Source organism: Denitrovibrio acetiphilus DSM 12809 (assembly GCF_000025725.1).
In the GTDB taxonomy this organism is placed as follows: domain Bacteria; phylum Chrysiogenota; class Deferribacteres; order Deferribacterales; family Geovibrionaceae; genus Denitrovibrio; species Denitrovibrio acetiphilus.
Genome location: NC_013943.1, coordinates 114,927 through 138,222 on the forward strand (window position 1 = coordinate 114,927; position 23,296 = coordinate 138,222).

A 23,296-nucleotide genomic window follows, 5' to 3' on the forward strand; every position below is an offset into this window, starting at 1 on the left:
CAACAGCTTTTGATAAAGTATGTATTTTTAACTGTAAAAAACATGGGAACAGCTCCTCATTATTGGTGGTAGAAAAATGACTGTAGAGTTTGTTAATATGTACGACAATTTGTTAACAAGCGCTCTTGCAGGTTAATTGTAAATGCCCTTATGAGACGTTTTGCCGATCCGGAGTTTGTCTTGTTTTGAGGTAAAAATACCTTAACTATCTTATGTAGGACTCTGGTAATCATGGCAATAAAAGCGTATAATGCAATACTGATGTCCCCCGGATGCAGATGAAGTGAGTAGGGGATGGGAATTGTAAAGCTTAGTGGTTATGTGGCTGAAAAAGAGTACATGCGGTAGTGGATGTGAGCCCGCGGGCTACGCGGAAACTGTATTAAAGAGTAATGTCTTTGTTATTGGTGGCTAGAACAAACACTCTCAAAACCGCAGAATTTTTATTATTGTGAATAAGAATACTGACATTATAGTCGGAGGAGTCATGGCAGAGTATATAGTCTAGGCAGTCCATCAGCCTTTTCAGAAGGGCTTTAAGGAATGTTGTATTATTATGGAGAGCGGGCACGTTTCAAAGTGTCTCAATAAGCTTTCTATTGTCTTGCCTGACAGGATTGTAAAGTTTTTTACATGTTTTACCCCTTCGGGTAAAGTGTAGGCTCGATGACATTAATATGAATTATTAATGCTTGTTCGGCTATCTTATTATTAGTACGTGATACCCGCTAAATTAAAATCCTATAGTTAGCTGTTACGCACTGTGTTATCATTTTAGATGACATGACGGCGTATCGGAGCGGTATGTATCACATTTTAGGGGAGCTATATGTTTACCAAGTTTACTAAAAAAGCAATCATCCTTATCTTTCTAATGATTTTATCGTTATCACTACCGGCTTATGCTGATAATGCGGAAGTGTTTGCGGAGCCTCTGGGACTTGACAGTGTCCTCAGAGAATCAGTTGCAACAAACCCTCAGATACTTGAAGCTCTTGAAGTTTATGAAGCTCTTATTCATGAAGTCCGGGCTGCGGAAAGCGGATATAAGCCAAATGTCGGAACAGAGTTTTCTGTCGGACAGCAATATACAAACGGAGCCTCTTCCGACGAGGAAGAGCGTGACCTGACAGCTAGTTCTGCCGGGATATATGCCAGACAGAATCTATTTAACGGTTTTGGAACTGATAATTATGTAAACGAAACAAAAGCGAGACTGATGGCAGCCGCCTATGACGTGCTGGATGTTGCCAACAATGTTTTCATCGAAACAGCAGAAGCATATATCGGCGTTCTGAAAGAACGTGAGCTACTCACCCTTGCAGAAGAGAATGTTGAGACTCAGGGGCAGATTCTTAAACAGATTATAGAGAAGACTGAGGCCGGATTCGGCAGAAAATCGGATATGCTGAATTCAGAATCCAGAGTAGCCCTCGCGAGAGCAAATGTCATCTCCCAGCAGCAGAACCTCAAACAGGCTGTGGTTAAATTTCATAAACAGCTCGGACGTTTTGCCGCCCCAGACAAGTTTCTTGATCCTTCTAAAACATATGAATTTGCCGGAAATGTTGACGATGTAGTTGAGCTTGCATTTAACAATTATCCTGCCCTTAATGTTGCGAAGTATAATGTCCTTACCAAAAAATTTGCAATGAAACGTACTCAGGCTCTTTATTACCCTACGCTTGACGCCGAACTTCGTGCGGATTACGACAATAATACTGGTGGTGACGAGGGTGACACGAAAAGCTACAGTGCCATGCTTTATCTGAAGTACAACTTTTATGACGGTGGGCAGCGAAGTGCAGAAAAGAAGAAAAATTACCGTGAGATACTGAAGGAACACCAGAGAACGTACATCGAAAGGCGTAATCTGAATGAGTCCGTCAGGCTCGCCTGGAACATAAAAGAGTCAGAAGATAAAAAATATGAGTATCTGAAGAACCACGTTGGACTCAGTACGAAAACCCTTGAGGCATTTAAAGAGGAATATCAGCTCGGTAGAAGGACACTTCCAGAGCTTTTGGATGTGGAAAATGAAAATCAGGCAGCTAAAACTGCTTTTGTTGAATCTAAGTATGCCTCTTTAATTGCTTATTACAGAGTTATGTTTGTGACCGGCGTTCTGCTTTACGAACACCGCACGGATCTTTTTGAGAAAGTTGGTCTTACTGATAACAAGATTAAGCTCCCTGACCTTTCAGATTATCAGGTCATGGAAAATAATAGAGATGCCGACACAGTAAAAGATACTATGGATCAGTGTGATAACTCAGTGTTAACTGAAACAGGTGTCTATGGATGCGCTGATAATGAAAATGTCAGCATAGGCTACAGTGCACCGGAGAATGCTCCTGCGTATATCAAGCCTAAAGAATCAGCACTCACTCTCGAACCGGAATCATTAGGGGAGCCGGTTTCTCTCGGAGAGCCTGAAAAGGTTGATTCGATGGGGTTTGATGCCAGTGCAGAGGAGCAGACAGTCAATTTCAGCAATATACTTTTTAAGCTGAATTCGTCTAAACTTACAAAAGACTCTTACCCTGTTGTGGATGCCATAGCGGCAAAGCTTAAAACTATGGAAGGCTACACTCTTCAGATTGTTGGACACACTGACTCAAGCGGCAATGCAGAATTTAATAAAAAACTATCAGCAGAAAGGGCAAAATCAGTTTATAATAGATTAGTTAGGAAGGGTGTTCCTAAAGAAAATATCACAACATATGGTAAAGGTGAGGAGCTCCCTCTCTACAGCAACGCAACCAGAGATGGAAGAGTAAAGAACAGAAGGATTGAGTTCAAGCTCACGCACCTGAAACAACATGAATAATTTATGTCAAAAATAAATGGTTTCGCTGTTTTATGTTTTATTATTATGCTCTGTACTGTCGGTATCAGTTCTCAGGGTAGATTTTACCTGCCTGATGATGGTCTGAAGTCATATGCAGGTAAATACGGCGAGCTTGCGGTTAAGCGTCTTGATGGACTGCTGAGCCTTATGGACGGACTAATCGCGGAAAGTGAAGACAGTAAGGTTATAAAAGTTAACAGCTTTTATAACCAGATCCCCTATCGCTCAGACAAAAAGATTTGGGGAAAAGAGGACTACTGGGCTAGCCGCCTGGAGTTTCTTGGAGTTGGAATGGGCGATTGCGAGGATTATGCTGTTGCGAAATTCCTCACTCTTCTGCAACTGGATGTCCCGCAGGAGAAGCTTTTTCTCACCTATGTTAAGGCGAAAGGATATGCCGATGAAGCGCATATGGTTGTCACGTATTATAAAAAACCCGGCACCGTCCCTTTTGTTCTGGATAACTATAACAAGCAGATTCTTCCGGCAACGCAACGTAACGACCTTGTGCCTATTTACAGCTTTACTGCCAACGACCTCTTTCTGCAGAAACAGAAGGGGCTTGGTAAGAGAGTTGATCCGTCACAATCAAAAAATGTCGGCAGGCTTAAGTCTGTTGATCTTGAGATATTGAAGAGGTAGAGAGATGACATTGTTCAGGCAAATTCAGATTTTTGTGACACTGCTTTTAGTTGTCATGCTCATTGTGGTTCTGAAAATTAATTTTGACAGTACGAGAGAATTTGTAAGGACACAGCTTTATTCTGATGCGAAAAATACGGCTAACTCCCTCTCTCTGTCCCTCAGCACCGTAGCCGGTGACGAAGCGGCAATGGTTACGATGATGCGGGCAATGTTCGACGGCGGGTATTATGAGGAGATAAAGCTCATAAATGCCGAAGGAAAAGTCATTGGGGATATTTCACAGAAACCTGTGATCGAAGGAGTTCCTGGTTTTTTTATACGTATGGTTGACTTTGAGAATATACCTGCCGAGGCTCAAATATCCAGCGGTTGGACAATATTTGGCACTCTGAGCGTCAAAGGTCATCCGGGACTTTCATACATTCGTCTATGGGATTCATTTAAATACCTCGGCATGTGGTTTGTCATAATAGGTTTGTCTGCTCTAGCTGCGACTCATATGGCACTCAGGCTGATTTTTCGTCCTCTTGGGGCGGTTCGGGAGCAGGCTGCCGCAATCGAGAATAACGAATTTATCATAAACAAAAATATACCCTCCACGCCGGAGATGAAACAGGTTGTCATAACCATGAACTCTATGGTCTCAAAGGCGCAGGCAATATATAACAGAGAAATTGAAACTCTCAAGAACTATCAGGAGCTTTTGTATAAAGATCAGTCGACTGGGCTTTTCAACAGGAAATACTTTGTAAGCCAGCTCAGTGCGTATCTTCAGGCTGAGAACGAAAATTCTTCAGGAGAGGTGGTTATACTCTCTTTTGAAGGGATGGAGGATGCTGCGGCTGAAGCCGGTCATAGTGTTATATCAAAGCTTTTCTCTTTTTGTGTGGATGAGATGCAGAGTATATCAGGAAAAGTCCCAAACTCTGTTCCTGCCTGTTTGAACAATAGAGAATTTGCACTTATTCTGCCTGGCTGTGATACAGCGGAGGCACTTGTTATGGCAAAAACAGCAACAGATAATATCAACAACTATATCAAATCAATAGAGGAAATTAAAGACATCCTCGGTGTATTCTGCGGTGCTGCCTCGTACCGGTATGATGAGGATATGGGGAAGGTGCTTTCTAAGGTAGACTATGCTGTTACTCTGGCCAAAAGTAAAGAGTCAGGAGCTGTGGAAAGATATGTTGATGACGGTTCTCATATTGTGCTTGGAAAGATGGAGTGGAAGCATATGATCGAAACCGCTCTTGGGGAAGACAGGTTTATACTGACTTCTCAGCCTGTAGTTTCCGACGGAGGAGAACTCCATCAGGAGATATACGTAAACATGGTGGACAGCGACGGCAAAGTCCAGCGGGCAGGCTTTTTTATGCCGATGGTTATCAGCCTGAATCTTGCAAACAGTCTGGATAGGTATGTTCTTGAAAAAACTGTGGATTATCTGACAGGTAACAAAGAACACACTCTTGCTATAAATATCACAGATATGTTCCTGAATGACAGAGGGGCGTTTTCATGGTTCAGAAAGCTGCTTGTTTCAGCTAAACATCTCAGGGAGAGGTTAACTTTTGAGATCTCTGACAGCGCCATAAAGCATCACCTTGATATATGTCTGGACTTTTCAGGGCTTATAAAAGGGCTGGGGTTTACATTCGGTGTCGACAGGTTTGCCATGTCTCAGGAATCACTGGAGAATCTTCAGCAGTTAAAACCTGACTATCTGAAAGTAGACTATGATTATCTGATAAACTCCGAAGACGGTGACGTTGCTGCAGCGCTTAAGTCATTGCAAACCATAACGGACAGTCTGGGCATCAAGCTTATAGCGACGAAAATAGATAGTGAAGAACTTCGGCAGAAACTCGAGGATAATAATATAAAATATTTTCAAGGGCGCGGCGTTGCCGGCATAAACCCTTTGGGTAAAAATAATGAGTAATAAAAGCGTTCAGACAGACCCGCTGATGCTGTGTCTGGTTCTGCTTACAAAGCTGAACAACAGACCGGCAACCGCAGAATCCTTGTCACATGGGCTGCCTATGGATCCATCTGCTGTGCGTCAGCAGCTTTTCAGTACGGAAGGCGGGAAAGCGAATTTTTCACGTGCTGCAGCCAGAGCCGGTTTTAATACGAGTCTGGTTAAGCGCAAGCTGAAACATATACCTTCTGTGGTACTGCCTGCGATACTCCTTCTGAAAGATGATAGTGCCTGTGTTGTTACTGCAATAGATAAAGAATCCGGTACTGCTGAGATAATAGTTCCGCAGATGGATGATGTTGCTCAGTCTATCACTTTGGACAAGCTTAACGAAGAATATCTTGGATATGCTTTTTTTCTGAAAAAGATATATCTGGATAACAGACCCGAATATCAGGAGAAAGAGTTAACCTCTGATAAAAACTGGTTTTTCGGGACATTGTGGCGTTTTAAAGGCATTTATGCAAATGTGATTCTCGCTTCTCTGATAGTCAACATCTTTGTTATCGTCGGTCCGCTTTTTACTATGAATGTTTATGACAGGATCATTCCGCACAATGCTGTGGACACCCTGTGGGTACTAGCTGTCGGGATGTTTATTATATATTCCTTCGACCTGCTGCTTAAATTTATCAGAACGTACTTTCTTGAAGTGATAGCAAAGAAGAGTGACGTTATCCTGTCTTCGAAAATATTTGAGCAGGCTATGAACATCAGGATGAGAGAAAAGCCCCGTTCTGTGGGTTCATTTGCAAACAACATCAAAGATTTTGACAGTATCAGATCGTTTTATTCCTCCAGTGCTCTTGTGGCTTTTATTGATTTCCCTTTTGTCATAATATTTTTACTGGTCATATCATACGTTGCGGGCATACTTGTATTTGTCCCTATCGCCATAATCATACTTATCCTCGGCTACAGCCTTATTGTCCGTAAGCCGCTTCAGAGAAGCATTGAAAGCACATACGAATCTTCCGCCAGAAAGAATGGACTGCTCATTGAGTCCCTTTCTAATCTGGAAAACATAAAGGCATTCAATGCCAGCAGCAATGTACAGTGGTCGTGGGAAGAGCGCACCGGAGATATCGCAGGCAAAAGCCTTCGCTCCAGAATGCTGTCCAGTTCGCTTTCCACTGTATCAGTCTTTTTTACTCAGCTAGCCACAGTTGCGATAGTTGTTGTTGGAGTTTACCTTATCCGTGAAGGCGAGCTGACAATGGGTGGTCTGATAGCTACTGTTATTCTTTCATCCAGAACAATATCCCCCATGTCGCAGGTTGCGGCACTTCTTTCCAACTATCAGCAGATGAAGACATCGCTTAATGCGCTTAACGACCTTATGGAAAAAGATGTTGAGAGACCTGAAAAGAAAAGCTTTCTGTCCAGACCTGTTTTTAAGGGCTCCATCGAATTTAAAAATGTTAGTTTCAGCTACCCTGATGAAACTAACAGTGCTTTGGATGGTATCAGCCTCAGATTTAATCCTAAAGAGAGGGTCGGGGTTATAGGTCAGGTAGGGTCGGGGAAGTCTACACTGAGCAAGCTTATTTTGGGGCTTTATGAGCCGACAGAAGGCGCTGTCTTTGTAGACGGCATAGACATACAACAGATGGATCCTGCGGATCTCAGGCATAACATAAGTTATGTGCCACAGGATATTACGCTGTTTTCCGGCAGTGTGCGTGAGAATATCGTTTTCAAAGCACCTCAGTCGGATGACGAAGAGATTATCGAAGCAGTCAAGATAGGCAACGTAAACTCATTTACAGACAGACACCCCATGGGGCTGGATCTCTGGGTTGGTGAACGGGGTGCAAATATTTCAGGCGGTCAGCGGCAGGCTGTGGGGGTAGCAAGAGCAATGCTTACAGACAGTCCGATCGTTCTGCTGGATGAACCTACAAATTCTATGGATTTTACTTCCGAAGCGAAGGTTATAGAAAACCTTAAAAAAGCTACGGAGGGGAAAACAACTATAGTTATCACACATAAACCGTCTATCCTTGCCATAGTGGACAGACTTATTGTTATGGACAGTGGAAAGGTTGTTATGGACGGACCTAAAAACGAGGTATTGCAGAAATTGGGTAAAGGCAAATGACATCAAATACAAACGGCTCAAAAAAGAAAAGCAGGGTTTCCTCCAAAGATATCGCTTATATGAAAAGCCTGAATGCCGCTGTGCTCCAGAAGAGTCCGGTTAAGATGTCGCTGGTATTATACATAATAGCTTTTCTGACATGCGCATCTATTATCTGGGCGAATATTGCAGAAGTGGACGAAATGACAAGGGGTATGGGGCGTGTTATCCCTTCACGTCAAATACAGATTATACAGAATCTTGAAGGCGGTATCATAGAGAAGATAAATGTTCAGGAAGGGGAACATGTTAAGAAAGGGCAGGTTCTCGTGACTATAGATGATACCGGGTTTGGCAGTTCATATAATGAGAGCAGATCGAAAGAGGACGAGCTGCGTGCCAAGCTGTCCAGACTGCGTGCAGAATCAGAAGGTTCAAAGTTTAATCCTGACCCCGATGTGCATAAAAACTTTCCGGAACTTATAGATGAAGAGAGAAAGCTGTATAAAACTAATCTTGAGAGACGTGACAGTGAGATTGCAACGCTGAAAGAACGTACGCGCCAGCGGGAAATAGAACTTCAGGATGCCAGGGCAAAGCTCAAAAATCTGAAGGCAAGCCGTGAACTGATATTGAGAGAGATGAGACTGACGAAACCTATGTTTGACAGAGGGCTTGTGTCCGAAGTTGAATATCTGCAATTACAGCAGAAAGAGCTTGAAAACAAAACTGATATAGAATCTCTGGAAAAATCTCTGGGGTCTATACAGTCTCAGATAATTGAAGCAAAAAGTATGATAGACGAAACTTATGCCAAATACAAAAGTGTTGCTCAGGAAGAGCTCAATGAAACTCTTGCGGAGCTTAAAAGGGTTAGCACTACTCAGGTAGCCATGAAAGACAGGGTTAACAGGGCACAGGTCAGAAGTCCCGTTGACGGCACAGTAAACCAGCTTCTGGTGAACACCGTAGGGGGTGTTGTTAAACCGGGGATGGACATACTGGAGATCGTTCCTGACGACGATGCGCTACTGGTGGAGGCTAAGATAAAGCCTTCAGATATTGCCTTTATTTATCCCGGACTAAGAGCAGTGGTGAAACTTACCGCTTATGATTTTGCTATATACGGCGGGCTTGACGGCGAAGTCGTGCACATTAGTGCCGACACCATTATTGACGAGAAGCAGGAGCATTATTACCTTGTAAGGATAAAAACAGACAAGAGCTATCTGGGTGATGATGAGGATAAAAAGGACATCATGGTTGGTATGACCGTCATGGCGGATATTGTTACAGGTAAGAAAACTGTTATGCAATACCTCATGAAGCCTATCCTGCGGGCAAAATATAATGCTTTAAGGGAGAGATAATGGTTTTTATCATCACAACGGATATGTTTGTACAGGAAAGGTTTACAAAGGTTTTTGGTGATGGCGTTGTGCGCTGTTTCAAAAGCTATGCAGACATGATTTCTGAATGTGTGCCGAACAATGAAGATGTCGTTGCTGCGGATATGCTTAAAACTGAACCCTTTGACCTTACTAAACTGAAATGCTCTGTGCTGGCTCTGGTTGGAACTCCTAAATACGAAGAGGCTGTGCAGCTTATGCGGTTCGGTGTAAGGGGGTACGGCAACAGGCTGATGCTGCCTGCCAATTTCGTTATGGCAGTGAATGCACTCAGCTCTGGTCAGGTATGGATGCCTCCGGAGATCATTAACAGACTCATTAATGCTATACCTGAAAATGTAAACAGTAACGGGGCTGGGGATATGTCCATGCTGTCTGAAAGAGAAATGGAAGTCGCACGTTATGTTGCGCAGGGGCAGTCAAATATTGAGATTGCTGATAATATGGACATAACCGTACGTACAGTAAAAGCGCATCTTACATCAATATTCAATAAAACCGGACTCCGTGACAGGGTCGCTCTGGCTCTCCGCCTGAAATAAATCTTCAAATGCAAAAAAAGCCCGCTTGATTAATTCAGGCGGGCTGCGAGTCGTACTTATATAATGGCTATTTCGTAAGTCGCATAGCTGTCAGTTCTGCTATGTCGTGGACTCTTATATCTTCTTTACCGACATCTTTAAGTCCGTCTTCGAACATTGTCATGCAGTAGGGGCATGAAACGCATATTGAATCAGGAGATGTCTCCAGAGCCTGATTAACTCTGTCTACATTAATACGTGTTCCAAGGTCTTCCTCCATCCACATACGTCCTCCGCCGGCACCGCAGCAGAAAGATTTGTCATGGTTACGTTCCATCTCAAGGACTGTTGCCCCTGTGCCTGTGATAACATCACGGGGGGCATCGTAAACATCATTATGCCTGCCGAGGTAGCATGAATCGTGGAAGACTATCTTCTCGTCAGTCTGGTTCAGCCTCAGTCTGCCGTCTTTGATTAGCTTGCTGATAAGCTCACTGTGGTGTATCACTTCGAGTTCTATTCCGAATTGTTTATAGTCATTTTTCAGTGTGGTAAAGCAGTGCGGGCACTGGGTGATGATCTTTCTGACGCCTTTTGATTTAAAGAGCTCAACATTCTGGTTTGCCATCTGCTCAAAAAGGTATTCGTTACCAAGTCTTCGGGCGCTGTCTCCGCAGCATAGCTCGTCCTTCCCAAGGATACCGTATGATATCCCCGCTGCATCCATTATCTGCGTGAGAGCCAGAGAAATCTGTTTGCTTCTGGAGTCGAAAGAGCCTGCACATCCAACGTAAAAGAGATATTCAGTGTCGTCACTGTACTCTTTAAGGTCGAGCAGACTGCACCATTTTGTTCTGTCGGAAGGAGCAATACCCCATGGATTGCTTCGCTGTTCGAGATTTTCAAACAGGTTCAGCAGTTCTTCGGGGAAATCAGCATCCATTTCAACCAGTTTCCGGCGCATTTTGATTATCTTAGGCGCATGTTCTATGAAAACGGGGCAGGCAGTCATACATGCTGCGCAGGTCAGGCATGACCATATAGTATCTTTTGCCACAGAGTAGTCACTATTGCCGATGAGAGGTTCTTTTATATCGCCGGTTTTCAGCCCTTTGCCGTTGGCATTAAGGTTGTCCTTGATGGTGTGTATCAGTGTCCTCGGGTTAAGAGGTTTGTCGGTGAGGTTCGCAGGACAGTTGTCCTGACAGCGTCCGCATTCTGTGCATGTGAAGCTGTCCAGCAGATCTTTCCATGAGAATTCGTCCGCTTTGCCTGCACCGTATGTGTTGCCGTCTTCGAATTTTTCTCTTTTAGGGATTATAGGTTTGCTTTTGGCTCTGAAGTAAACATTAGGCAGAGCCGTGATAACGTGCATATGCTTGCTGTATGGGAGATAGTTCATGAACACCAGCAGCACAACAGCGTGTACCCACCATGAATAAGCATAGAAGGATTCCATATATTCAGGTGATGCACCGGCGAGTCCATTTGCGATAATGCCTGAAACAATGCTCGCTGATTTTGCGTGCCCCATAGCAATCTCTGCCCCATGCATGAAGAAGAAGGCTATCATGAGTGTTCCGATCATACCCAGGATTGCAAAAGCTTCAAATGAGCGAGCTTCAGGGTATGGCGGGAAGAACAGCTTTCTCGCCATGGCGAAAGCGACTGTTATCAGAACAAGGACGGACACCATGTCAAAAATATTCATAAGCAGGGCATAAAGCCATGACGGGAGCAGGCCGAAAGATAAAGCAGGGATGAGTCCGTTTATAAGGAACTCTGCGTTCAGTATGACAAGGATCAGGAATGACCAGAAGAGCATGGCGTGGTTTATGCCGAATGGACCTCTGATCACCCTTGTCTGTCCTATCGCATCCCTGAACATGTTTTTTAAGCTTCCGCCTCTGTTGTCGGGTTTCCCGAGGGCTACCAGACCGAATTTAACGTAGCAGCTGTATGCGAAAAAGAGCATCGCAGCCGCAAAGACTATATAAAATAATGTATGATTAATGATCATTATGCTGTCCTCGCTTTTTCACTTTTCATCTGTACGAGAATCTTTGTGAGAGCCGGAACTATCTCGAAGAGGTCACCCACGATGCCGTATGTTGCCACCTCAAAGATGGGTGCTTCTTTGTCGCGGTTAATGGCTATGACAACATCCGAGTCCTGCATACCCACAAGGTGCTGAATAGCTCCGCTGATCCCGCAGGCGATATAAAGTTTCGGGCGTACGGTTTTGCCTGTCTGCCCTACCTGACGTGAGTGGGGTTTCCAGCCGGCATCCACAGCACTTCTGGATGCGCCCACTGTTCCGCCTATTGCGTCAGCGAGCTCCTGCAATATTTTGAAGTTGTCAGAGTTCATCATTCCACGCCCTCCGGAAACAATGATCTCTGCACCTGCAATGTCCTCTTCGTTTGAGTGTCCTTTATCTTTTATTATCTCCAGCACTTTAGAGAATATATCCTCCTCTTTAACGCTGGATGTCTCTCTTATTAGCTCACCGGATTTCCCTTCCTGTCTTTCCGGCATGTCCATAACATGCGGGCGCACAGTAGACATTTGAGGTCTGTGCTTGTCGCACATAATGGTTGCCATGATGTTCCCGCCGAAAGCAGGGCGGGTCTGCATCAGATTACCTTTGTCGTCGATGTCCAGCCCTGTGCAGTCGGCTGTGAGTCCGGTTGCAACTTCTGTTGCCACTGCACCTGCCAGGTCGCGCCCCATGCCTGTTGCGCCCATGAGAATTATCTCCGGTTTATATTTTTCAACCAGTCCGCACATCGCTTCGTGATATGCCTGTGTGCGATAATATTTAAATACAGGTTCATCTATGGTATAGACTTTGTCGGCTCCGTATATAAAAGACTCTTTGCAGAGACCTTCGACCCCTTCGCCTATTACGACAGCGCACAGCTCGGTTTTGAGCTTGTCTGCGAGTTTGCGCCCCTCGCCCAGAAGCTCCCATGAAACTTCTGCAACTTCGCCTTCTGTCTGCTCCACAAAGACCCACACACCGTTGTACTGTCTGAGCATCTCAGCAATAGCTTTGTCCTCATCGGAGAGTTCTTCAACTTCCGGTTCTGCACCTGCTTTTTCAAGCTCGGCCAGTATCTTCTGTTCCTCTTCGGTGAAGTACATGAAAATTGCATCCGCCGGACATACTTTTACACATTTCACACAGCCGATACATTTTTCTTCATTTATAATGGGTGATTCATTATCGTCCATTGTGACGGCATCTACAGGGCAGGCACTTTCACACCTTGCTCCGCAGGCTATGCAGGTATCGGGCTTGAGCCTTGCAACGCCTCTTGGTTTTTTAACTTTTGCCATTTTACATTACCCCTTTATATACTCAGAAGGTCTTTCTCAAGAAGCTTGTCTATGAGAAGCTGAGCTGTTTCCTGCGGTTTAGTAAGACCGTCGCCGATTATTTCGCCCTTATCTCTTTCCGGTGAGAAGATTTTGCTGACCCACGTAGGCGAGCCTTTAAGACCGATAGTGCTAACGTCAAGTTTAAGGACGTTGTTGTCCCATACTTCAACCTTTGCATTTCTTGATGCCAGCCTCATGGGCACTGTTGGGTATCTGGGTCTGTTTATCTCACGTACGACAGTTATCATAGCGGGGAGTTTGCTCTCAACTCTTTCGTAACGCCCCTCAAGCTTTCTGCGTACAGTTGTTTTTTTTGCGTTAAAGTCCACATTTTCCACCCTGTCCACCAGAGTAAGCTGTTCCATCTCCATGCGTGTGGCTATACCTGGGCCGACCTGAGCTGTGTCGCCGTCAATAGTCTGCTTACCGCATAGAACAAAACCTACCTCGTCCTCTTCAGCAAGCTTTCTGATCGCTGCTGTGAGGACATTACTAGTGGCAAGAGTATCAGCACCGCCGAAGACTCTGTCGGAGAGGAGTATTGCTCTGTCTACGCCGAGTGCCAGAGCTTTACGGAGGGCAGCCTCTGCATTAGGAGGTCCCATAGTGAGCACGACAACGGTTGCGCCGTATTGATCTTTCAGCCGGAGGCTTTCCTCCAGAGCGTGAGTATCATACGGATTGATGATAAAGGGGATACCGTCTCTGATAAGAGTGTTTGTTACAGGATCTATCTGAACCTGAGTGGTATCCGGTACTTGTTTGATACAAGCGATAGCTAGCATTAATAACACCGTCCTATATTATTAAGTTCATTTATAAAAAATCAGAATTCATCGTAATAATTAATGTCATACATATTTTTAGTATCATACACCGGAATTAAAGTCAAAAATGTAAATTTAAGTTAACCTGTTTGTAGGAGGGTGTTCAGAGAAGGGGTAAATGCCCATGATGTAAATACATTGTCAGAGCATTGTTTTTTCTATTCAATGTATCTTTTTGCGACTTAAATTTTTTTTTATAAAAATTAACTGGATAACATATAGGAAAATATAATATATAGAATATAATGCTGTTTGTGTTTTAAAATCGCAGTTGTATTAAAGGTATCAAAGATTATATGTATGCTAAATTATTGTAGATATAAGCTAATGGAAATATCCTGCTGTTTCATATATTCATGTGTGCAACATTTCATACAAAATTATACGTTAAGAAAAAAGTTTAACAACGAAGCTAGAATGACGCATTGTAAGTTGTCGTTAAAAAGTTAATTTTAAAAGTTGTTTTTTTACCAGCATATTATATGTTTTTGAGTAAAAATAAAATACTACTGTATCTTTTGTGTGGTTTCTATGTCCTACAAAAGATGGTATCAAACATTACAATTGTTGGAATTTTTAACTGTATTATCTCTTGTGAGTTCGGTAACTAAACATTTCTATACAAATCATTCGTTGTTTATTTACTTGTTTGTGCTATATAAATACAAATGATTAATCTTGAGAAAAATAAAGCTTTATTTATAACATTCCTCGCTCTGCTGGCATCGACGCCACCACTATCAACTGACATGTACCTATCAGCAATTCCGCAGATAGCTGATAGCTGGGGCGTTGGGAAAGACCTGATAAACCTGACACTGGTTTTGTGGTTTGCCTCATTCAGTGTGTCTATACTTTTTGCCGGACCGCTCTCTGATAAATATGGGCGTAAACCTGTTCTTATTATTGGTTTAGCGATTTTTGTTATTTCATCGTTTATGTGCGCCTTCTCCCAGAATGCTTATCAGCTCATAGGCTTTCGTATTATACAGGGTGCAGGAGCCGCCGCTCCGTCCGCAATAGTGATGGCGGTTATACGTGACAGATTTGCCGGCAGAGAGAGACAGCAGGCGATGGCATATGTTATGACCATTGTAGCTGTTGCACCGATGTTAGCGCCTATGATAGGTGCTATGCTGCTGGAGTTTGCGAGCTGGCGGTTTATCTTTGCTGCGCAGGGGGCTCTGGTCTTCGTAACATTTATGATTACATTCTTTTTTCAGGAATCTATTACAGAAAAGCTTACTACAAAACTGTTGAAGCTGCTTACAAGGTATACTCTGCACTTCAAAAACAGAGAATTTATGTTTGCCAGCATAAGTATGGGGCTTCTTCCTCTTCCATTTTACGGTTTTATAGCATTTTCACCGATATACTACATCTCTATACACGGTTTATCAGCAAGAGCCTTTGGTCTTCTATTTGGATTAAATGCACTTTGCAGTATGGCGGGGGCATATTCTTCACCGCGCATAGTTAAAAAGCTCAGTGACAAAAGAACAATAACTTTTTCTATCATAGGCTGTATGATTGGGGGGATTGGGGTTATCTTATTTGCTGGTTTGCACTATCTCTTCTTTTTTATATTCATGGCACTGTTTTCATATTCGGTTGGTGTGAGCAGACCTCTGAGTGGTTCGTTGATACTTGGTCTCGTGAAAACTGATGTTGGTTCTGCGTCTTCTTTTCTGGTTTTCTATCAGTTTATATCAGGTGCCGTTGCCATGTCGTTTGTGACTCTGCACTGGGCAGACCCTGTTCTTTTCTACGGTTCATTAACAGCGCTTACGTCTGCTGTCGTGCTTATCCTATGGCTTTGGATAGAAAAAACTCTGAATCCCGAGAACTGATTTATCTGGCTTTCATGTGGCGCAGGCTGCCTTTATTTTTCACAAGCATGATTTCGCTGATTATGCTGAGAGCGATCTCTTCCGGTCTTACTGATGCTATGTCAAGCCCCATGGGAGCATACACACTGTCCAGATCTTTCTGAGGGACACCCTCTGACAGTAAGTTTTTCATTATTGTGTCGGTTTTTTTACGGCTGCCTATCATGCCGACATAGCCTGCCCCTCTGTCTACAACGGCTTTAAGAGCCTGCTGGTCTGTTGCGTGTGAGCGTGTGGCAAGGGCTATATAGCAGTTACTGTCTATGTTCATCTCTGACAATATTTTATAAATGTCACCTGATAAAACAGAAGAAGCTTTAGGGAAACTCCCTTTGTCTGCGAATTCTTCTCTGTCATCTACTATTGTCACCGCAAAACCCAGCAGAACACCCAGTTCGTAAAGCTTCTGACCGATGTGTCCGCCGCCGCATATGATGAGCCTGAGTGCCGGTGAGAATACTTTTATATAGATACGGACGTCCCCTCCGCACATCATGCCGTCTTCGGTCAGGCTGTAACTGAGCTCTGCGTTTTCATTGCCGGATATGCACTCAAGAGCTTTTTGGGTAGCTGAATGCTCCAGACTACCCCCTCCGATTGTCCCTGCTGTTTCGCCGTTATGGAATACTGCCATTATCGAGCCTTCCTTTCCGGGGGCGGAACCTGCATGGTTCAGTACAGTTACAAGTGCTGCGGAGATATTGTTTTGTAATGCTTTAGATATCTTTTCAAAAATTTCAGCTTCAGTTGTCATTGCCATTCCTTAAGTGAAGTACAGCCTCAAGGACGCTTCCGCCAAGAGACCTTGCTTTGTCTGAGACAGTATAGCAGTTTTCAAGTTCATCCTGCCTTGGGTCTATGTCTGCAATTTTCATCCCCTGATGCACAGGGTGTCCATCCATTATCATCCCCCTGACTATTCCTTCTATTGTCGCTTTAACAGGGGTATTGTCTATTAATGCAATGGTTTCATCTTTTTGAACGATTTCGGAGATGTCTCTTATGATTCTGAGTTTTCCTGAGCACGGAGCATGTATGACACGTTCTTTACCTATGCCTTTTATGACGCCGGGGGTGCCTGTATCCTCAGCAGTTTTCCCAACATAGAGAACTCTGCCGAGGTTGTGACCACGCATAGTTTCTATTGCTGCATGACAGTCTGTCCCTGCTGTGAAGCCGGGGCCCAATGCTATTACGATATCAGCAAGTCCTTTTGAAAGTCCTGTATTTTTTTTTGCAATTATCGCATCTACCAGTGCCAAGGGTGAAATTATATCCAGCGCTTTCATATCCGGATCAACGATAACCGGGATATGGTCTTCCGCAGCGGTGAATTTGTTATGCAGTTCTGCTCGGATCTCTTCAACGACAGCTTCGCCATTATATACTGCCATGCCGAGGGAAACTGTGCGCCTTATGAATGTAGGCTTTGCTGTTTCCAGTATTGTCACCTGAAATCCACTGTTGAAGAGACGTACAGCGATACCAGTTGCGAGATCGCCCCCTCCGCGGAGAATTATCATATTTTTACAGGATGTTTTTTGCATATTTAACATCCTCCGGTGTATCTATGTCCATGAACTGAGACTCATTGTCAAAGCATATCTCTTTGCAGAGATAACAGTTTTTGTCTATAACGTCACGTCCGCCCCTGTCACCTTTAAGGGTTGCGAGCTCATCGTATGTACATGGGGGGAAAAGTACGGGATTTCTTCTCTTCCCGTTGCAGATAGGGATGATTATACTTTTACCATCATATACGCTGATCAGCTTATTAACTGTGCTGCGTTCGGTGAATGGCTGGTCAGCAGTAAAGAACATCAACCCGTCATAACTCCTGCACGCTTCTGTGCCGAGCTTTATTGTAGTGTTTTTCTTTCCGCCGGAAGTGTTGCGTATAGTTGTCAATCCATACACCTCTGCAATTTGTCCGACCTTTTCGTGAGCAAATACTGCAACCGTTTGCGCAAAAAGCTCGGATGGGAAGTTATTCAGAAAATGTCTTATCAGTTCTCGTCCGTTTATGTTCAGGAGAAGTTTATTTTCGCCCATTCGCAGTGAGTTTCCGGCAGCCATAATTACAGCAGATATTTTCAATATCTCAGCTCCAGTACAGAACCTTTCTGCGCACTTCCAGCGAACACTCTTATGTTGTCTTTGAGCATTGGGAGAAGTTTCTTTCCATTGGCAAGCTGCTCCGGTGTCTCTGCCTTTGCGCAGAAGATACAGTTTGCAGTGTGGTTCGAATGCCGGAACATGCCGTCTTTGTGATTAATAAGCTTTGCCATTGTCTGGACAGTTATCCTGTCCCCCATATGCAGTCCGGTCAGACTGGTAAATATCTCACTCCGGTGGATATTTTCCTCTGATGCCGTCTGTCCGATCAGGCTTATGTCGACAACGCCTATTGTGACAGTAGCAAACTTGGGGATAACAGGCTCATCTTTCTGCCAGCCTTTGAGCCTTTTGCATGCGGCTCCGTCAGCTTCCAGAAGCGTAATGTCGTATTCTTTCATCTTTTGCAGTAGTGTGTCCATGTCTGGTGCGAGAGCTTTTTCATCTTTTATCTGAACCAGATAGTCGAATTCGTCATCTATCTGGTGTTTGCCCAGTCTCGTTGTAGTGCTTATCAGCGGTTTCATCCCTGCGGTTTTTATCTTGCCCGCAAGGAACTTCATCAGGGTTGTCTTTCCGCCAGCACCGATCACAGCGACAGTGTCGCCTCTGGTTATGTCAAATATCATTTATTCAGCATTCCCATCAGAACTTTTTCCGGCGTTATGGGGAGAGTCCTGTGCCAGACGCCTGTTGCGTTGTATATTGCATGGGCTATGGCTGGGGCAGGGGTGTTGTTAACAACTTCTCCGATAGATTTTGCACCGTATGGTCCGGTCGGTTCATTGCTCTCTTCAAAAGCCACTCTAATGTTCCGGATGTCCTTTCTGCATGGTATTTTGTAAGTCATGAAACTGTCAGAGACCATCCGTCCTGTGCCTGAGTGGACGACATCTTCGTAAAGTGCAAGCCCTATGCCCATTGCTGTACCGCCTTCGACCTGTATACGGGCAAGGCTTTTATTTATGACAGTTCCGCAGTCTGCAACAACAACAAAGTCTGTAACTTCGCATTTGCCTGTCTGGAGGTCAACTTCCACCTCGGCAAAGCCAGCCATAAAAGGTGGAGGGGATGTGTCCCCGCCGAATGTGCCTCTTGCTATAAGCTGGTCTTTACCTGCGAAAGAAGCAAGTCTGGCTGCCAGCTCGTCAAGGGTAAGGCTTTTATCCCCGTCAGTTATTATTTTGCCATCGTACGAGAGCAAGTCTTTTTCTGTTCCGAGGAATTTCGCTCCGGCTTCGAGTATCTGCCTGCGCATATCTTCACATGCCTTTATAACTGCATTTCCCGTCACATACGTTCCGCTTGAAGCATAAGCTCCGGGGTCGTATGGAGCTATGTCCAGATTGTCAGAGACATTTACTATTTTGTCTATGTCAACTTCGAGAACTTCTGCAGCCATCTGGCTCAGTATGGTATCTGAACCCTGCCCCATGTCGGACGCAGAGTGTATCAGCGTAAAATAGCCGTCATCATTCAGTTTGACTATGACCGTTGCTGTATCTATCTTTGCAATACCAGAGCCCTGCATGGTCACAGCCATACCGTAGCCTCTGACTTTTGTACTGCTTATTTTTACGGCGGGATATTTTTTGTCCCAGCCTATCATTTCCTTACCTGTTTTTATGCATTGCTGAAGAGTACTGCTTGCCAGTTGTGCGGGGTTTCCCGGTTCAGAGCCGTCAAGCTTAGGGTGTTTGTCCCCTTGTTTTATAAGGTTTTTGAGACGGAGTTCCGCAGGGTCTATCTTCAGTTTTGCAGCCAGCTCGTTTACTGCTGTTTCCTGTGCGAATGTCCCCTGTGTTGCTCCGTATCCTCGCAGAGCTCCGCCGGGCATTTTGTTTGTATATAGTGCGTGCCCGTAATATCTGCCGGCTTTTGCCTTAGAGTACATCGGCAGGGTTTTGTGCCCCACCACAAAGAAAACTGTAGGGGAGTGTTCGCCGTGTGCTCCTGCATCGGCTAGCCCATGTATGTCCATTACCTTTATCGTACCGTCTTTGGCTGCGCCGAGTCTCACATCAAGACGCATAGCGTGCCTGCTTGTGGTTGTGCTGAAAGTTTCATTGCGGGTGTAGACAATCTTTGACGGTTTTTTGGTGAGCCATGTTACAACAGCGGGGAACATCTCAACGCTTGCTGTCTGTTTCCCGCCGAAACCGCCCCCCAGACGAGGCTTTATTATTTTGATCTTACTTTTTGGTATATCCAGTATCTTTGAGAGATGTCTGCGCACATGAAAGGGAACCTGCGTAGAGCTCATAATCTGCAGTCTGCCGTTGTGGTCAATGCTTGCTGTAGCTCTGTAGGTCTCCATCATGCAGTGACCCTGTGCCTGTGTTCTGTATGTGCTTTCTATTACGGCATCAGAGCTGTCGAGTTCCTTATCGATGTCGCCATATTCAGTGTACGATGTTGATGCAACGTTCCTTTCCGGTTGGCTTCCTATGTCGAAGTTAGTGTGAACATCGCAGTTATGAACCCTGACAGGATTGTCCAGAGCAGTGTCGAGGTCAAGAACAGCTTCGAGCACTTTATACGTTACCTCGATAAGCCCGAGCGCTTTGATTGCTGTTTTTTCATCTACGGCGGCTACAACTGCTACTTCGTCACCGACGTACCGGAGCGTCTTGCTGAGAAAGCTTCTGTCATAAGGCGAAGGTTCGGGGTACGACTGTCCCGCAAGGGTAAACTTGATATCTGTGGTGTTCTTATATGTCAGTACACATTCCACTCCGGCGAGAGCTTCTGCTTTCGATGTGTCTATATTCTTTATCTCTGCGTGCGGGTGAGGGCTTCGGAGTATTTTTATTGTCAGCGCATTGTTGTTTATGTCCAGATCGCTTGTGTAAGCGGGAGTCCCCTTTACAAGTTCTATGCCGTCGATCTTGGGCACCTGTTTGCCTATATATCGCATTTGCAAGCCTCCAGATATTTCATGACAGCTCTTGTCTGCCCCATATAACCAGTGCATCTGCAAAGGTTTCCGGACAGGTAGTGTTTAACATCTTCTTCTGTGGGGTCTGCCAGCTCACGTTTCATGGCGAGAACTGTCATTGTAAATCCCGGTGAGCAGAATCCGCACTGTTCTGCACCCTCTGCAACCATATATTTTGCAAATTCCTCTGCCTCTTTCTGAACACCCTCTATGGTTGTGAGCTCAGAACCTTCTGCTCTGGGAGCAGGGACACAGCATGAGAGCACAGGGCGTTCATTCATCCATATCGTACAAAGACCGCAGGAGCCTGTGTCGCAACCTTCCTTTAGCCCGAGGTATCCGTGTCTGCGCAGTACAGTTGAAAGCTGTTCCCCTGCGTCACAGTCGAGAGTAACTTCCCTGCCGTTTATATAGGTTTTAAACTGCATTGATAGCCTCCTCGCCTGCACGCTGTACGATTGCTTTGCATATTGCCTTACGGTAATCAGCGGAACCTCTGGTATTATCGCCGAAGATGAGTTCTGCCGCCGCTGCTCTGCCTGTATCCTCAAAGCTTCTGCCGGAGTTCAGCACATCTTCCGCCTCCGGAGCACGAACGGCTTTTTGCGGTCGGGCGCCTACGAATATCTTATAGTCACCGTTTTTTATCCCGACTGCAGCATTTAATATGGCATAGTCTGTTTCAGAATGTCTCATAGAAGCAAACCCTGCCTTCTGACCATTTTTAGGTATAGATATCTTTTCGACTACGTCTCTTATAGCCTTTTCGGTCATATATTTTTCAAGGCTTATCTTGCCGCTTTCTGCAAAGTGGATGTTGGTCTCCAGTGCCATCAGTACAGGCAGGATGTCAGAAAACGGATACCTCCCTGCAACTGTTCCGCCAAGGGTGACAACATTGCGGAGTTGAACTCCGACAATACCCTCTGTGCTTTTTCGCAGTGCCGAGCCGTATGTTCGCTCAATAAGGCTGCTGGTTTCAATGTCACGAAGGGGTGTCATTGCTCCAATTTCTATGGTGGTGGGTGTTTCAGTTATGTAGGATAGGCTTAAGAGTGATAGGTCTATGGCTGTGGAAATCTTTTTTCTGCCTAAACGCAAATATCCGCATCCGCCGAGAATACATGCCGCCTTGTCTTTTCTGAGTATATCGGAGGCCTCATACAGTGAAGAAACTCTGACATACCTGTCGATGTTCATCATATTATTATCCGTTTCAAGTTATTTGGAGTTTTTATAATATATTGAAATGTACATCTGTGGCAATAAAAGATGCCCCCGCCTTTGACAACAGGGGCATAAGTTGTTTATTTCTTTACAGGTTTTTCTGCGGGAAGAATCAGATTCAGTACGAGAGCTATTATACCAGTGATAACGATACCGGAACCTCCGAATATCATTTTCACCTCTTCAGGAAATATTTTAAGTGCTTCCGGTACGGATCCAAGCCCGAAACCGAGCCCGAGAGCAACTGCTACTATTATAGAGTTTTTGCTGCACATACGTTCTTTCGTTACCAGGCTCATACCGCTGACAGCTATCATGGAAAAGACGATGACCATTGCACCGCCGAGGACACTGTTCGGAACCATTGCGAATACTGCGCCAAATTTAGGGAATAATCCGCTGATGATAAGTATCGCAGCGCCCACACCAACAACATATCTGCTCATTACTTTAGTCAGAGCTACTATGCCGACGTTCTGGCTGAAAGATGTGTTTGGCATAGCATTAAAGCACGCAGCAAAGATACTGCCCACACCGTCTGCCATGACACCGCCCCGGAAAGCTCTTTATCGGTAGCCTCTCTTCCTGCGCCCCCCATAGTTACGCCGCTTATGTCGCCCACTGTCTCGACAGTGGTCACAACATACATAAGGCACATTGCAACAACAGCATCCATATGAAATTCGATACCGTACTGAAACGGCATCGGGAAGCTGAAAAGAGCAGCATTGGAGATGATATCAAAGTTAAGTTTGCCCATGAAAAAGGCGACAATATATCCGACAATGATACCTATCAGTATGGATGATACGCTTGTAAGACCTCTTGTGAACTGTTTGAAGAACAAAATAGTAATGAGAACGATAAACCCCAGAGCGAGGTTGCTGGCAGAGCCGAAGTCGGGAGCCTTTACACCGCCCGCAAAATACTGAATGCCGACAGGCAGGAGTGAAAGTCCTATAGACAGAAGAACTGTCCCTGTCACAACCGGAGGGAATAGTTTTCGCAGCGGTTTAAGAAAAGCACCTAGAAAGATCTCTACGAATCCGCCTAAAAGAGATGCACCGAGGATCCCTGAAAGACCGTGCATCTTTCCGATTGCTATGGCTGTCGGGACGAAGCCGAAACTTGTCCCCTGCACTATAGGCAGCTTTGCTCCGATGCGCCCTATAGGATATACCTGAACCATTGTTGCCACACCTGATGCGAACATTGCGCACTGTATCAGGAATGTTTTTTCCTGTGGCGGCAGTTTCAGAACACCTGCAATGATGATGATAGGGGTGATATTACCTACAAACATGGCAAGTACGTGCTGGAACCCGAGGGGAACTGCCTCCTTTAAAGGCGGTTTTCCGTCAAGCTCAAAAGCTGATTTACTCATGAGTTTCTCCTGAGAATGAATGAATTTATAGCCTGAATTGCT

At 44.8% G+C, this 23,296-nt stretch carries 17 protein-coding genes and 1 pseudogene; 7 read left to right on the forward strand and 11 right to left on the reverse strand.

The genetic code is table 11. The features are described 5' to 3' along the window. Positions 1-829 precede the first annotated feature (829 nt). From DACET_RS00600 to DACET_RS15265, 6 genes are read left to right on the forward strand one after another with little or no spacing between them, the layout of a single operon-like run. Positions 830-2,830, forward strand: a complete 2,001-nt coding sequence (locus DACET_RS00600; protein WP_013009473.1) for a TolC family outer membrane protein — start codon at positions 830-832, stop codon at positions 2,828-2,830. A gap of 3 nt (positions 2,831-2,833) precedes the next feature. Beyond that, positions 2,834-3,493, forward strand: coding sequence for a transglutaminase-like cysteine peptidase (locus DACET_RS00605; protein WP_013009474.1), 660 nt, complete (start codon positions 2,834-2,836; stop codon positions 3,491-3,493). 4 nt (positions 3,494-3,497) lie between these two features. Continuing rightward, positions 3,498-5,441, forward strand: coding sequence for a bifunctional diguanylate cyclase/phosphodiesterase (locus DACET_RS00610; RefSeq protein WP_013009475.1), 1,944 nt, complete (start codon positions 3,498-3,500; stop codon positions 5,439-5,441). Next, positions 5,434-7,581: a type I secretion system permease/ATPase gene (locus DACET_RS00615; RefSeq protein WP_013009476.1), complete on the forward strand. Its 2,148-nt coding sequence runs from the start codon at positions 5,434-5,436 to the stop codon at positions 7,579-7,581. The genes DACET_RS00610 and DACET_RS00615 overlap by 8 nt, the downstream gene beginning before the upstream one ends. Further along, entirely contained in the window at positions 7,578-8,930 is a 1,353-nt protein-coding gene (locus tag DACET_RS00620) for an HlyD family type I secretion periplasmic adaptor subunit (protein WP_013009477.1), read from the forward strand. The genes DACET_RS00615 and DACET_RS00620 overlap by 4 nt, the downstream gene beginning before the upstream one ends. After that, entirely contained in the window at positions 8,930-9,511 is a 582-nt protein-coding gene (locus DACET_RS15265) for a response regulator transcription factor (protein WP_013009478.1), read from the forward strand. The genes DACET_RS00620 and DACET_RS15265 overlap by 1 nt, the downstream gene beginning before the upstream one ends. A gap of 67 nt (positions 9,512-9,578) precedes the next feature. Here DACET_RS15265 and DACET_RS00630 read toward each other — a convergent pair whose 3' ends face one another. Genes DACET_RS00630 through DACET_RS00640 form a run of 3 tightly spaced genes read right to left on the reverse strand, consistent with a single transcriptional unit; the run spans position 9,579 to position 13,659 of the window. After that, complete coding sequence (locus tag DACET_RS00630) at positions 9,579-11,510, reverse strand: (Fe-S)-binding protein (protein WP_013009479.1); 1,932 nt, start codon at positions 11,508-11,510, stop codon at positions 9,579-9,581. After that, positions 11,510-12,832, reverse strand: coding sequence for an FAD-binding protein (locus DACET_RS00635; RefSeq protein WP_013009480.1), 1,323 nt, complete (start codon positions 12,830-12,832; stop codon positions 11,510-11,512). Before DACET_RS00635 ends, DACET_RS00630 begins: the two co-directional genes overlap by 1 nt. 14 nt (positions 12,833-12,846) lie before the next feature. Then, positions 12,847-13,659: an electron transfer flavoprotein subunit beta/FixA family protein gene (locus tag DACET_RS00640; RefSeq protein ID WP_013009481.1), complete on the reverse strand. Its 813-nt coding sequence runs from the start codon at positions 13,657-13,659 to the stop codon at positions 12,847-12,849. Positions 13,660-14,369: 710 nt separating this feature from the next. Here DACET_RS00640 and DACET_RS00645 point away from each other — a divergent pair. After that, positions 14,370-15,551 carry a multidrug effflux MFS transporter gene (locus DACET_RS00645; RefSeq protein ID WP_013009482.1) on the forward strand — a complete coding sequence of 394 codons (1,182 nt, stop codon included), beginning with the start codon at positions 14,370-14,372 and terminating at the stop codon, positions 15,549-15,551. Between the two features lies 1 nt (position 15,552). Here DACET_RS00645 and DACET_RS00650 read toward each other — a convergent pair whose 3' ends face one another. The 8 genes and pseudogenes from DACET_RS00650 to DACET_RS16620 all read right to left on the reverse strand — a co-directional run bounded on the left by DACET_RS00650 (position 15,553) and on the right by DACET_RS16620 (position 23,254). Further along, positions 15,553-16,344 carry an XdhC family protein gene (locus DACET_RS00650; RefSeq protein WP_013009483.1) on the reverse strand — a complete coding sequence of 264 codons (792 nt, stop codon included), beginning with the start codon at positions 16,342-16,344 and terminating at the stop codon, positions 15,553-15,555. Then, the gene (gene yqeB / locus DACET_RS00655; protein ID WP_013009484.1) at positions 16,334-17,137 is read right to left on the reverse strand and encodes a selenium-dependent molybdenum cofactor biosynthesis protein YqeB; all 804 of its coding nucleotides are present in this window, start codon (positions 17,135-17,137) and stop codon (positions 16,334-16,336) included. The genes DACET_RS00650 and yqeB overlap by 11 nt, the downstream gene beginning before the upstream one ends. After that, the gene (locus tag DACET_RS00660; protein ID WP_013009485.1) at positions 17,118-17,687 is read right to left on the reverse strand and encodes a nucleotidyltransferase family protein; all 570 of its coding nucleotides are present in this window, start codon (positions 17,685-17,687) and stop codon (positions 17,118-17,120) included. Before DACET_RS00660 ends, yqeB begins: the two co-directional genes overlap by 20 nt. Beyond that, positions 17,684-18,334, reverse strand: coding sequence for a selenium cofactor biosynthesis protein YqeC (gene yqeC / locus DACET_RS00665; protein ID WP_013009486.1), 651 nt, complete (start codon positions 18,332-18,334; stop codon positions 17,684-17,686). The genes DACET_RS00660 and yqeC overlap by 4 nt, the downstream gene beginning before the upstream one ends. After that, a complete protein-coding gene (locus DACET_RS00670) occupies positions 18,331-20,622 on the reverse strand; it encodes a xanthine dehydrogenase family protein molybdopterin-binding subunit (protein WP_013009487.1) in 2,292 nt (763 codons plus the stop codon). Before DACET_RS00670 ends, yqeC begins: the two co-directional genes overlap by 4 nt. Beyond that, complete coding sequence (locus DACET_RS00675; protein WP_013009488.1) at positions 20,610-21,071, reverse strand: (2Fe-2S)-binding protein; 462 nt, start codon at positions 21,069-21,071, stop codon at positions 20,610-20,612. Before DACET_RS00675 ends, DACET_RS00670 begins: the two co-directional genes overlap by 13 nt. Beyond that, entirely contained in the window at positions 21,061-21,846 is a 786-nt protein-coding gene (locus tag DACET_RS00680) for an FAD binding domain-containing protein (RefSeq protein WP_013009489.1), read from the reverse strand. Before DACET_RS00680 ends, DACET_RS00675 begins: the two co-directional genes overlap by 11 nt. A gap of 104 nt (positions 21,847-21,950) precedes the next feature. Beyond that, positions 21,951-23,254 (reverse strand): annotated as a pseudogene (locus tag DACET_RS16620) (uracil-xanthine permease family protein). Positions 23,255-23,296: the final 42 nt, after the last annotated feature.